The sequence below is a fragment of the Streptomyces sp. SS8 genome (assembly GCF_054072955.1).
The window spans coordinates 1-12,578 of the sequence record NZ_JBSVCZ010000040.1 but is presented as its reverse complement, the minus strand read 5'-3'; the positions used below and the strand labels follow the sequence as shown (position 1 = coordinate 12,578).

Below are 12,578 nucleotides of genomic sequence, written 5' to 3'. Positions count from 1 at the left end.
ATCGTCATCCCTCCCAGAAGGAGCAGCAGATATGACCTGCCGACAGGCCACCTTCTTACCCCGCACAGGGTGGACGGTGGGGCTCAACCACGGCGCACACGACGCCTCCTGCGCACTGCTCAAGGACGGCCGGCTGGTCGTCTCCATCGAGCAGGAGCGCCTTTCCCGGAAGAAACGCGCGCTCGGTGAACCACCCGCCCATGCCCTGCGCCACTGTCTCGACCACGCCGGAATCGAGCTGTCCGACATCGATGTCGTCGCTCTCGGCTCCGACCACGACCTGCTCAGCGAGTGGATGGGCTACAAGGACTCTGCCCAGCGGGCGGCGGAGCTGCCCTTCGACGACCCGGCCAGGCTGTTCCCCGAAGAGCTCTTCGGCCGCGCCCCGCGCCCCCCACTGCTGCCGGTCCGTCACCATCTCGCCCACGCGGGCAGCTGCTTCTGGCCGAGCGGCTTCAGGGAATGCGCCGTCCTGGTGATGGACGCGATGGGCGAGGACTGTTCCACGTCGCTCGCGATGGGTGGCCCGGACGGGATAAAGGTTCTGGAGACCTACCCGGTCGAGGTGTCCCTCGGCTTCTTCTACGAGGCGGCCGCAGAGTACGCCGGGCTCGGCAGGGACAACGCGGGCAAGCTAATGGGGCTCGCCCCATACGGACGGCCCACCGAGGACGTGGGACTGGCCTTTGGAGAGGGCGGTGTCGCGTGGCTCCCCGTGCACCAGCCCGATCTGGTGGGCCGGGCCCTGATCGAACACCGCATGGCCCAGCTTCTCGACCACTTCGAGCGGTCGTGCTTCCCGTACACCCGGGGGTGCGCCGACGACATCACCGCGTACGCCAACTTCGCCGCCTCCGTGCAACACGCCCTGGAACAGGTCGCGCTCGCCCTCGCCGAGCGGCTCCGGACGCTCACCGGACTCCCCGATCTGGTGATCGCCGGGGGCGTGGGTCTCAACTGTACGGCGAACGGGGTCCTTGCCGGCTCCGGTCTGTTCGACAGGGTCTGGGTGCAACCCATGGCCCACGACGCCGGTGTCGCCCTGGGCGCCGCGCTCGTCGCGGCTCACGGGGCGGGCCAGGACGTGAGCAGCTGGGCACCGATGCGGCACGCCTACTGGGCGGCCCCCACGGACGACGACGAGGTGGAGGCGGAGCTCAAACGGGCAGGGCTGCCCGCGGAGCGCCTTGAGACGCCCGAACTGCTGCGCCGCACCGCCGCCCTCCTCGCCGACGGAGAGGTCATCGCCTGGCACCAGGGCCGGGGAGAGGTCGGCCCCCGCGCTCTGGGAGCGCGCAGTCTGCTCGGTGACCCGCGTTCGCGCCGGACCCTGGTCAGGCTCAACCGGGTCAAGCGCCGCGAGATGTGGCGCCCTCTCGCTCCGAGCGTCCTCGCGGAACGTTTCGACGACTTCTTCGTCGGCACGCCCAGCGATTTCATGATCATGGCAGCCCGGGTGAAGCCCGAAGTGCGTCGGCTGATCCCGGCCGCCGTGCATGTCGACGGCTCTGCCCGCCCGCAGGCCGTGCACGCCGACACCAACCCGCGCTACGCGGGTCTGCTGCGGGAGTTCGAGAGGCTGACCGGTCTGCCGGTCGTCGTCAACACGTCGCTGAACGTCGCCGAGGAACCGTTGTGCTCCTCCCCGTCCGACACCATCCGCACCTTCCTGTCCTGTGGCGCGGACGCCCTGGCGATCGGCTCCTACCTCGTGCGCCGCACCGACTTGGGCGAGGGGGCACGCCCGTGACGACGCTTCTTCCCGAGGTCCTCTACCTGACCTCTCGGATGCCGTATCCGCCCCACAGCGGGGGCCAGTTACGCGAGTACGAACTGATCAGGCGGCTCTCCCGGCGGGCCAGGATCCACCTCTGGGTGGTGACGCAGTTCCCGGAGGACGCCGAGGGCATCGGCACAATGAAAGAGATCTGCGCCGACGTCCGCATGTTCCCGGCCGATCCCGTCACCGAAGGCCCCGCAGGGGTGCCGGCCCGCGTCTGGCGGCAGACAAGTGCCGCGTCCGCCGCGGAACTCGCCCGGTTCCTCCACACGCACCCCGTCGGCCTGGTCCATGTCGAGGGCTACTACATGACACCTCACCTGCCCGGCGGTCTCACCGTTCCGCTGGTGCTCGTGGAGGAGAACGTCGAGTATCTGATCGACAAGGCGTGGGAGACCATCGGGGTCTCCACGTCCTCCCATTGCTCCTGGCAGCAGGCCGCGCAACTCGAACACGCGGCGTGGCGGCTGGCCCAGGTGTGCGCGACGGTGAGCCAGGACGATGCCGAGCACATGCGTTCCGTGGACCCAGGTCTGGACGTACGGTGGAGCCCGGACGGCGCGGACCACCTGACACCGCTGCCTCCCGACGTGCCGCGCTCCGTCGATCGGGAGCCCGACGAGCCCCTCACCGTGTCGTTCGTCGGCAACTTCACCTATCCCCCGAGCAGTGACGCGGCCGGGTTCCTGCTGGAGCGGATATGGCCGCAGATCGCTGCGGCCGTTCCCCAGGCCCGGCTCAAGCTCGCCGGTATCCGTCCCGGACCGGCATTGGTGAAGCGGGCCGCCCACCTGCCCCGTGTCGAGGTGACCGGGTGGGTCGACCGTGTGGCCGACGTGCTGGACGAAAGCCATGTCTTCGTGGCCCCGTTGCGCGCGGGCGGCGGCGTGAAGGTGAAGGTGCTGGAGGCGATCGCCCGTGGCTGCCCCATCGTCACCACCCCGGTCGGCGCGCAGGGCCTGCCGCCCGAGGTCCGCGACGCCCTCGTGGTGTGTGACGAGGAGAACTTCGCCGCGAATCTGGTCAAGCTCCTGGAGGACCGTGCCCTGCGACGGGAGATGAGCACGAGGATCAGGTCGGCGGCCAGGCTCCTGCCCACCTGGGACGAGGCTGCCCGGCGGCTCTGGCGGATCTGGTCCGCCGCTCGCGACGCCACCGCGCGCGACCGGCAGCCGGGGACGTCATACGACGCGTCCGCCGTCGCACCAAAGCGGCCCAACTCTGCTTGACCACCAACGAAAGGAGAGAACCGTGACGATGAGCAGGGATGTCACCACAACCGGCCGGACGTGGTCGTACAAGGAGAATGCACAGGCTCTGCGGGACACCCGCGCCGCACTGGAGGAGAACGGATACGCCCTGCTCCCAGGCGTGCTCGACGGCCAGGAACTGGGAGAACTGCGCCACCTGACCGACCGCGTCGCCGCGCGGGAGAGGGACGACAAGACCGCCTGGTACTCCAACGGGAACCAGCGCATCTTCAACCTCGTCAACCGTGGCCGGGCCTACGTCGATCTGATTGAACACCCGGCCGCCCTGCACTGGGCGGAACTGACCCTCGGTCCTGACGTCCTTCTGTCGAGCATCACCGCCAACATCGCCGCTCCCGGCAACGTGCCGCAACTGCTCCACACCGACCAGCAGTATGTGACCGAGCCCTGGATGTACATGGTTACGCTCAACGTGGTCTGGCTGCTGGACGACTTCACCGCCGAGAACGGCGGCACCCGCATGGTCCCGCGCAGTCATCTGCTCACCCGCGGACCGGTCACCGAGAACATCGAGACGGTCCCGCTGACCGGCCCGGCCGGCAGTATCGCCCTGATCGACGGGCGGGTCTGGCACGGCACCGGGGCGAACACCACCGAGAACGAATACCGCAGGGCGCTCTTCGCCTACTACTGCGCTCCCTTTCTGCGCCAGCAGGAGAACGTCTTCCGTTCCTTGAGTTCCGAGGCGCGCCGACAACTGTCCGCGCGAGCCCGCAAGCTGCTCGGCTTCGACGTATGGAAGGGCGTCGGCGTGGTCGACGGCATTCCCCGGGAGTGGATGGGCATCGGCAGGCGCAGCGGTCCGGTCAACTCCGACGGGTTCTTCCCCGCGGACTGACGGCGGTGATCGCCTGCTCATCAGACCAGCTCGCACCTCGTGGAAGGACCTGACCTCATGTGGATTCTGGGCCTCAACTCGCCTCCGCTCGGCTGGCACGACCCCACCGCCTGTCTGGTTGACGGTGAAGGAAACGTGCACGCCATGATCGAGGAAGAACGCGTCACCCGGCGCAAGCACGGCCTGCACCGCTATCCCCGGGAGGCCGCCGCGGCCTGTCTGCGGGCGGCGGGCCTCACCCCGGCCGACATCGATGTCGTGGCGGTGGGCTGGGACATGCCGCGCCACTCCGCGCGCAAGGATCTGGACCGGGTGTCGCCTCCCATCCTGAACCGTTCCTGGGAGTTCGACGACAACCGCGGCTTCCTTCGCGACGCACTCGGCTGGCGGACCGACCCGGTGCGCCACCCGGAGCTGGTCTTCGTCCCTCACCATTACGCCCACGCCTGCGCCTCGTTCTACGCCTCCGGGTACGAAGCGGCAGCCGTGCTGGTGGTGGACGGCAACGGCGACGACGAGAGCGTCTCGATCTACGACGCCCGCTACGGCCAACGGCTCCTGCGCAGGGATCGCTGGCCGATACCCCACTCACTGGGCTACATGTACGACGCCGTCTCGGAGATCATCGGCCTCTCCTTCCTCGAAGCGGGCAAGACGATGGGCCTCGCGGCATACGGCCGGGCCCGCGAGTGGGACCCCTGGCCGATCTTCGATGTGCGCGGCAACACGTTCACGCCCCCCTTCGACCTGCCGGCCAACGCCACCCACCGCGAGATCGTCAACGCCTGGTGGGCGCACTTCGACACGCTCGGGTACGTCCGGGGCCACACGGATTCGTACCAGTTGGACAAGGACGACATGGCTGTCCGGCTGGCCTGGAGCGCCCAGGCGGGTCTGCAGGACGTTCTCGCGATGCTGGCCGCCCGGGCACGCGAGGTGACGGGGCATGAGGCACTGTGCGTATCCGGCGGAGTGGGGTTGAACTGCTCTGCCAACGGCCTGCTGCCCCAACCGGTGTACGTACCCCCGGTTCCGCATGACGCCGGTGTCTCGGTGGGCGCTGCCTGGAGTGTGGCGCCGCCCGCCCGTCCGGGTCGGCCACTGAGCCCTTACCTGGGCCGCACCCTTCTTCGGCGCGACATCGACGACGCACTCGCCGCACGGGACCTGAAGGCTCAGGAGGTGTCCCCGGACGAGGTGGCGCGGCGGTTGCTGGAGGGCCGGATCGGCGCGGTCGTCACCGGCGCCGCAGAAGTTGGCCCGCGGGCTCTGTGCCATCGGTCCATCATCGCGTCCCCTGCCGACGCGGACATGAAGGACCGACTCAACCGCGCCAAGGGACGTGAGCTGTGGCGCCCCCTCGGTCCGGCCGGTCTCGCCCGGTGCGCGGACGCCTTCTGGGCGGACGGGGGCGACCTGCACCGGTACATGGTCGGCGCGAGCCCGTTGAGCGACGCGGGCAAAAGGAAACTGCCCGCGGTCATGCACGTCGACGGTACGGCACGGCCCCAGGTGGTCACCTCTGAGACGGGCCTCATGCACGACGTTCTGGAACGCCTTGATGCCCTCGGCGCTCCGCCGGTCACCGTGAATACCTCGTTCAACCTGCGGGGTGAGCCGGTGGTTGACGACGCGGAGGGCGCGGTGAACTCAGCAATGGCCATCGGCCTCGACTTCCTGGTGCTGGAGGACCGGATGGTCGAGCTGTGAGCCCCGCTGCGCAGACGTCCGGCCGCCGGGCGGACGAGCACCCGAGCGACACGGTGATCTCGGCGGTCGGCCTCACCAAGACATTCCGCACCCTTGCGCGGCGCCCAGGCCGGTGGAGCGCGCTGAAATCGCTGGCCGCTCCCCGCTACGCATCCCTCACCGCAGTACGCGACGTGTCCCTGGCTGTGCGTCGCGGGGAACTCCTCGCGCTGCTTGGCCCGAACGGCGCGGGCAAGTCCACCACCATCAAGATGCTCACCGGCATTCTCGTGCCCAGCGCCGGCAGTGTGCGGGTGAACGGGCTCGTGCCGCACCGCGAACGGGAACTCAACGCCCGCAATATCGGCGCCGTCTTCGGCCAGCGCAGCCAACTCTGGTGGGACCTTCCGGCCCGCGAGTCCCTGTCCATCCTGCGCGACATCTACGGAGTGGACACGGCGACCTACCGCGCGCGCCTGGAGGAGTTCGACGGCCTGCTGCACCTGTCCGAGTTCTGGGACACCCGCGTACGCCACCTCTCCCTCGGCCAACGGGTCCGCTGCGACCTGGCCTGTGCCCTGTTGCACGACCCCGCCGTCGTCTTCCTGGACGAACCGACCATCGGCATGGACGTCGAGGTGAAGGAACAGGTACGGAGGTTTCTGCGCCACCAGGTCCAGGAGCGCGGCCGTAGCGTCCTGTTGACCACCCACGACGTGAGCGAGGTCGAACGCCTCGCACACCACGTCGTTCTGGTCAACCACGGACGGGTCGTCTTCGACGGGGACCTGCCCGGCCTGCGGGCCCGATTCGGCAGTTCCTGGCAGGTGAGCGTCACGCTCGCGGACCCGGTGGCGGTGCAGCCGCCGGAAGGGGTCCGAGTGCTGCGCCGCGACGGTCCTCGGGTCGTCTTCGGACCAGCCGTGGCGCACGGGGAACCTGGGCAGGGGCAGGCGCCGTGCACCGCTCAGGAAGCGCTGCGGTCGATCATCGGCACCCACGCCGTCACGGACGTCTCACTCACGGAGAACGATCTGGAGGACGTCATACGGCTCGCCTACCAGGAGAAGGACAACAGCCCTCCCGCAGGAGCAGGCCATCCGGACGACGCGCGCGGTTCGGTGGACGGCCGTGCCGGACACGCGGCTGCGTGAGCCATGGGTCCGCTCACCACCTCCGCCCACGTCGCCGGCCGGCCCGACCTGCGCCCCCGTCCCTGGCGAGCGGCCCGGATCACCCCGCTCGCCGAACTGCTGCAGCCCGGCAGGCTCGCCGCGACCGCAATCCGGCTGGTCACCCAGATCGTCCTGGTCGCCGCGCTCTGGAGCGCGCTGTACACCACGAAGGGCACGAGCGCGGGATTTGACCGGGACCAAGCGGTGACCTACGCGGTGCTCGCCGTGCTGATCACCTCCGTCCGGACACTGGACCGGCAGGCTGGACGGGACACCGTCCTGTTGCACGTGGCGACCGGGAACATCGTGTACTGGCTGCTGCGGCCGGTCCCGCCCTGGAAGTACCACCTCATCAGGACGGTGGGCGATCAGGCCTACGGCCTGCTGTGGGCCAGCGGCGGGTATCTGGCCTGCCTTGGCACCGGGTTGATCGACGCCCCCGCCTCCCCCGCGGCAGGGGCGGTGTCCGCGGTGAGTCTGCTGCTCGGACAAGTGATCCTGTACGAACTCACCCTGGCCACCGACCTTCTCTGCTTCTGGACGGTGATGAACACCAATGCGGTGCGTGTTCTGCAGTTCATCCAGGACCTGCTCTCCGGTGCCTTCGCTCCGCTGTGGTTCTTCCCCGACTGGGTCGTCACCCTCAGCTACTTCCTTCCGTTCCAAGGGGTGCTCAACGTGCCGTTGTCCCTGTACGTGGGGAGGCTGCCCGCGTCCGCGGCACCGGTTCAGCTCCTGATCCAACTGGCCTGGTGCGCGGCACTCGCTGTGGGCATGCGGGCGTTGTGGCGTTCCGCGGCGGCTCGGATCACTGTGCAGGGAGGCTGAGATGTCCCTTCGTCCCAGGACCCGGGGCGTCACGGCGAACACCCGGTCGGCGTCCTGGCGCGTCGCAGTCCGGATCACCGCCCTCAGCGTGCGGGCCCAGTTGGAGTACCGGATGGACTTCCTTCTGGGACTGCTCGTCGGGATCTTCTGGCAGACGTCGGTGCTCGCCTTCGCCTCGGTCCTGCTGCTCCGATTTCCCGGCATGGGCGGCTGGCCGGTCGGCGACGTCCTCCTCATCGTGGCGATGAGACTCCTCAGCCATGGGCTGTACGTCATGATCTTCACCAACGTCAACGACCTCGGACTGATCGTGCAGCAGGGGCGCTTTGACGGCTTCCTGCTCCGTCCCATGCCCGTCTACCGGCAGGTGCTCCTTCACCGGTTCAACGTGAACGCCTTCGGAGACCTCTGTGTGGCCGGCACCCTCTTCGCTGCGGCGCTGTCCCAACTGGCCGTGGACTGGACGGCTGCCAAAGCCGCGTACCTCGCGGCGGCCGTGCTCGGCGGGACGCTGATGGAGGCCGCCGTCCAGACAGCGCTCGCCTGCGCGGCGCTACGGGCCGCCACCGCCCGCACCTGGAGCCAGTGGCTGGACGAGTTGACCACCACCTTCGGTAACTACCCCCTGCACATCCTGCCCACAGTGGTCCAGGCCGTTTTCACTTACGTGTTGCCGATCGCCTTCATCGCCTACCTTCCCGCTGCGGTGCTCACCGGGCACGGCCTGGCCCCCTGGATCCCTCGCCCCCTGGCCGTGGTGTCCCCCTTGATCGGTCTGGTCGCCTTCGTCGCCGCGCGCAGGCTCTGGTCGGCGAGCCTGCGCCTCTACCAGGGGGTCGGGGGCTTTTGACGCGGCGGGCACCACATTCCGGAGGAAACACCGTGAGAAGTCTCTACGTCAGTTATCTGTGGCCCTGGGGCCTGCCCACCGGCGGCCGCCGCCGCATGGCCGTCACTGCCGACGCCCTGGCCGGGCTCGGCCCTGTCGACCTCTTCGTGATCGGCCCGGCAGAGCCTCCCGGCCCCCCGCCCCCCGACACCCCCTTCACGCGCGTCGCCGCCAGTATCGACCCCCCGAGCGGCCGAGCACGCACCGCCATGGCGGCCCTCACCCGCGGCACCGTCGCCCACAGCGCCGTCCCGGAGCGGCGCCGTGCCTGCGCGCGCCTGGCACGATGGTCCGCGGACACAGCCTATGACCTCGTCTGGTTCGGCAGCGAAGCTCTGTGGCTGCGCACCCGCGGCGTCGTCCCGGCCCCCTGCGTGATCGACGTGGACGACCTGCACGACGACGTCCACACCCACTGGCTGCGACTCGGCATCACCGAGGACGGCCGCCGACTGAGCCTGTTCCGTCGTGTGGAGGCCCGGCGCGGTGTCCGCTGGTGGCGTTCGGTGCACGCGAGGGCTGCCCGCGAAGCCGACGCCCTGGTCTTCGCCAGCGACGCCGACCGTGTCCGGATACCGGTCGGCAAGGCGATTTCCATGACCCTGCCAAACACCTATCCAATGCCCGTCCCGGCCCCCGTCCTCCCTCACTCCGGCGGCCACCCGCCGACGCTGCTGCTGCAGGGACTGCTCACCTATCGCCCCAATGTGGACGCCGCGTTGTGGCTCGTCCAGGAGATACTGCCGTTCATCCACGCGCGGCGCCCCGACGTCCGCGTCGTGCTGGGCGGCCGGGCCGCAGCGGAAGTGCGCCGGCTCGCCGACCACCCCCACGTCGAGGTGACGGGTTTCGTACCCGACATGGCCGAGTTGCTGCGTCGCGCCGACCTGGTGGTCGTGCCGCTGCGGGTGGGGGGTGGCACCAGGATCAAGATCCTTGAGGCCTTCGCCCACAGGATCCCTGTGGTCTCGACCCGGACCGGGGTCGAGGGGATCGACGTCAGGGCCGGTGAACACATCGAACTCGCCGACGACCCCGAGACCTTCGCTGCCGCCTGCTTGAGAGTGCTGGCCGATCCGGAACGGGCCCGGCGCATGGCCGATGCGGCACACCGCCTTTACCTCGACCGGCACCGGACGGAACACGGCACCGCGCAGGTGCACGCCGCCGTCCGCGCGGTGACAGGCACGGCCTGCACGGAGCGGGCACGCTGAGCCGACGGCGCGCTCCGCACCACGAACGGACTGAGGCGGATCGCGCCACCCGGCCTCACCGCACCGGCCCAGGAAGCCGTTGTCCACGACAAGCCGGGGAGTGCGAACCAACAGCGGATCTGCTGATCGAGAAGGAGACGCCAAGTGACGTAGCTGAGTGTGAAGGTGGAGTCGGCGGTGGCTGGCGGACAGGCGGCTGGCGTGCCGGGTGCCGGCACCGAGGCAGTTGATCGCGATGCTGGGTGGCCCGGGCCGGAGAGAGGGTCTCCGGCTGACCGGTGCCGGCCCGTCGGGGTCAAGGCGCCCCGGGACGTGTCCGGCACGTGCGAGCCGCGGATCGTGCGCGAGCGGCAGCGTCGCCTGACCGCCGTCGACCAGGCATGCCGCATGCTCCGGCTGCCCACCATCCGCTCCCAGTTCCCCGACCTCGCCGAGACCGCGAGCCGCGAGCAGATGTCTTACCTCGGCTTCCTCGCCGAGTTCCTCCTGGCCGAGTGCGACGACCGGGCCCGCCGCCGCTCCGAGCGCCGCATCAAGGCGGCAGGCTTCCCCCGCGACAAGTCGCTGCGGAAGTTCGACTTCGAGGCCAACCCCAACATCGACGCAGCCATGATCCATACCCTCGCCAAGTGCGAATGGATCAAGAAGGGTCTGCCTCTCTGCCTCATCGGCGACTCCGGCACCGGCAAGTCCCACCTGCTGATCGCGCTCGGTACCGAAGCCGCGATGGCCGGCTACCGAGCCAAGTACGTCCTGGCGACGAAGCTGGTCAACGAGTTGGTCGAAGCCGCCGACGAGAAGCAGTTGATCAAGACCATCGCCCGCTACGGCCGAGTCGACCTGCTCTGCATCGATGAACTCGGCTACATGGAACTCGACCGTCGCGGCGCCGAACTCCTCTTCCAGGTCCTGACCGAACGCGAGGAGAAGAACAGCGTCGCCATCGCCTCCAACGAGTCCTTCAGCGGTTGGACCAAGACCTTCACCGACCCCCGCCTCTGCGCGGCCATCGTCGACCGCCTCATCTTCGGCGGCAACATCATCGAGACCGGCACCGACTCCTACCGTCTCGCCACCACTCGCGCCCGCGCTGAGCAGCGGGCCGTCGGCTGAACCGGACGCTGGAGTATCTGCAGGGCAACGTCGGCGACCTACCCCTGGCGCAGAAATTCCCGCAGGTCCGCAGCTACAGCCGTCATCCCTTCACAGGCTTCGATCACGGTCGTCACCGTGCACTTCCAGTCACCGGGAGAGAAGCCGGACCGAAGCGTCCAGTCCAGATACACATGACCACCCGAGCCGAAGGTCGCCGTCACGACCAGGTGGTTGTTGATCCATGTCCGCTCTCCCTCCCAGCCACGGAAGTCTCGGGCGAGGCCGTCGAAGAACTCGCTCAGGTCATCCCAGACGGTGACGGTCACGTTCTCGAGCCGTGCACGCACACCATCAGCAACGGCCGGCGCGCTCGGCGAGCAGGCCGACCAGGCGCTGCGGGGTGATGCCCTGGGCGGCGGCATAGGCGCGCAGCCGCCGGGAGGTCTCCACGTCCAGCGGGAAGTCCAGCACCAGCTCGCCGGCACGGTCCTGCCGGGCCCTGTACGACCCGCGCCCCGGGGACCCGGACCGCTGGGACTGGACCGGCGACACTCCCTGACCGTCCCGGGCCGACTCGCCAACCAGCCCGGCTCGGGGCACGCTGGGAGGCGTGAGTAGCGCGCCGATCGTCGTACACCGATCCTCCATCTGGGGCGGCCGGTGGGGGAGATGGGCGACCCGGCCCGCGGCGCGGGCCGCACGGGCGCCTCCCACCCGATGACGGTCAACGAGGCCGTGATCGCCCTGCTGCGCCCGAAGCCGGACCTGTCACAGCTCGCAGGCGAGCCGGCCGACGTCCTCGCCGCCGCCCGCGCTGCGGTCGACGCGCCCGCCGGGTTGGGCACCATCGCCTCCTACGCGACCGAGGTGGCGCTGCCCGCGACGGGCACCTGGGCCAACCCGGGCAGGGGCGGTGCCCAGGCGGACATCGTCGTCACCGCGCCCGAGGACGGGGTGCCGCTGCTGTTCGTGGAGATCGACAACTGCTTCGAGTCTGCTCAGGTCCTCGCCGCGAAGATCGACAAGTACATGCGGTTTGGCCAGCGGAAGGTGAAGGACACCGGCGGCAAGGAGCGGCCGATGTGGCGCACCCGATGGTGGGTGCCCGACGGACGCCACAGCGACCGGCCGCACCCGCCGCTGCTGCTCGTCTGCAACCGGATCGGCCCCCGTAACCCCAACACCGTCATCGCGCAGTTGGCCGAGCTGACCCAGCGGCACTGGAAGGGCACCTGGTACGACGGGGGCTTCCACATGTACGACGGCAAGCTGCCCGTCGTCGTCACCGGCATGAAGCAGCTGAAGGAGCACGGCCCGGCCGGAGCGGTCTTCCGGCGCTTCGGAAGGCCGCACAACCAGACGCTCATCGAGGTGATCGGCAATCCGCGCCGCGAAGCGGCCGACGCCCGCAAGAAGGCCCAGTACGCAGCCCGCCAGCGGGAGCACAAGGAGGAGCTGCGCCGCATCGCCGCACAGCACAAGGCCGAGCGAGAGGCCTGCCGTCCGGTGTGCGCTGGCTGCGGCACCCGGTTCACGGACGAGCGGTGGAAGGCCATCGAACCCGCCGGGTGGGACGCCCCACGCGGGACCCACCCGCACCTGTGCGACGACTGCAAGCAGCGCGCCATCACCGCTGAACACCAAGCCGAGCAAACCGAGCAAGGACACCAACAACAGAACCAGGGCGTACCCGAGCAGAAGGGCTGTGGCTGGCTGTCCCGCTTCCGTACCTGAAGTGACCGGAGTCGCAATGTCGAAAGCCCAGCTTGGGCGCTTGGCGGACGAGCCGATGTCACGAT

The 12,578-nt window shown here is 69.4% G+C and carries 12 protein-coding genes; 10 read left to right on the top strand and 2 right to left on the bottom strand.

Features of this window, described 5'->3' with window-relative positions; all coding sequences use genetic code 11:
- The first annotated feature begins 31 nt into the window (after positions 1-31).
- The 9 genes from ACW69E_RS26400 to istB all read left to right on the top strand — a co-directional run bounded on the left by ACW69E_RS26400 (position 32) and on the right by istB (position 10,797).
- The gene (locus ACW69E_RS26400; RefSeq protein WP_457500805.1) at positions 32-1,750 is read left to right on the top strand and encodes a carbamoyltransferase family protein; all 1,719 of its coding nucleotides are present in this window, start codon (positions 32-34) and stop codon (positions 1,748-1,750) included.
- Complete coding sequence (locus ACW69E_RS26395) at positions 1,747-3,009, top strand: glycosyltransferase (RefSeq protein ID WP_457500804.1); 1,263 nt, start codon at positions 1,747-1,749, stop codon at positions 3,007-3,009. The genes ACW69E_RS26400 and ACW69E_RS26395 overlap by 4 nt, the downstream gene beginning before the upstream one ends.
- A gap of 28 nt (positions 3,010-3,037) precedes the next feature.
- Positions 3,038-3,889 (top strand): phytanoyl-CoA dioxygenase family protein, encoded by an 852-nt coding sequence (locus ACW69E_RS26390; protein ID WP_457500821.1) that lies wholly within the window; start codon positions 3,038-3,040, stop codon positions 3,887-3,889.
- Positions 3,890-3,946: 57 nt separating this feature from the next.
- Positions 3,947-5,599: a carbamoyltransferase C-terminal domain-containing protein gene (locus ACW69E_RS26385; RefSeq protein ID WP_457500803.1), complete on the top strand. Its 1,653-nt coding sequence runs from the start codon at positions 3,947-3,949 to the stop codon at positions 5,597-5,599.
- Entirely contained in the window at positions 5,596-6,732 is a 1,137-nt protein-coding gene (locus ACW69E_RS26380) for an ABC transporter ATP-binding protein (protein WP_457500802.1), read from the top strand. Before ACW69E_RS26385 ends, ACW69E_RS26380 begins: the two co-directional genes overlap by 4 nt.
- Before the next feature lie 3 nt (positions 6,733-6,735).
- Positions 6,736-7,581, top strand: coding sequence for an ABC transporter permease (locus ACW69E_RS26375; RefSeq protein WP_457500801.1), 846 nt, complete (start codon positions 6,736-6,738; stop codon positions 7,579-7,581).
- Between the two features lies 1 nt (position 7,582).
- A complete protein-coding gene (locus ACW69E_RS26370; protein WP_457500800.1) occupies positions 7,583-8,431 on the top strand; it encodes an ABC transporter permease in 849 nt (282 codons plus the stop codon).
- Positions 8,432-8,463: 32 nt separating this feature from the next.
- The gene (locus tag ACW69E_RS26365; RefSeq protein ID WP_457500799.1) at positions 8,464-9,684 is read left to right on the top strand and encodes a glycosyltransferase family 4 protein; all 1,221 of its coding nucleotides are present in this window, start codon (positions 8,464-8,466) and stop codon (positions 9,682-9,684) included.
- Between the two features lie 387 nt (positions 9,685-10,071).
- On the top strand, positions 10,072-10,797 hold the full coding sequence (istB, locus tag ACW69E_RS26360; RefSeq protein ID WP_457500820.1) for an IS21-like element helper ATPase IstB: 726 nt from the start codon (positions 10,072-10,074) through the stop codon (positions 10,795-10,797).
- Positions 10,798-10,835: 38 nt separating this feature from the next.
- Here istB and ACW69E_RS26355 read toward each other — a convergent pair whose 3' ends face one another.
- Entirely contained in the window at positions 10,836-11,105 is a 270-nt protein-coding gene (locus ACW69E_RS26355) for a DUF6228 family protein (RefSeq protein WP_457500798.1), read from the bottom strand.
- A gap of 25 nt (positions 11,106-11,130) precedes the next feature.
- On the bottom strand, positions 11,131-11,331 hold the full coding sequence (locus ACW69E_RS26350) for a hypothetical protein (RefSeq protein WP_457500797.1): 201 nt from the start codon (positions 11,329-11,331) through the stop codon (positions 11,131-11,133).
- 117 nt (positions 11,332-11,448) lie between these two features.
- Here ACW69E_RS26350 and ACW69E_RS26345 point away from each other — a divergent pair, with 117 nt between their 5' ends.
- The gene (locus ACW69E_RS26345) at positions 11,449-12,513 is read left to right on the top strand and encodes a replication-relaxation family protein (protein ID WP_457500796.1); all 1,065 of its coding nucleotides are present in this window, start codon (positions 11,449-11,451) and stop codon (positions 12,511-12,513) included.
- Positions 12,514-12,578: the final 65 nt, after the last annotated feature.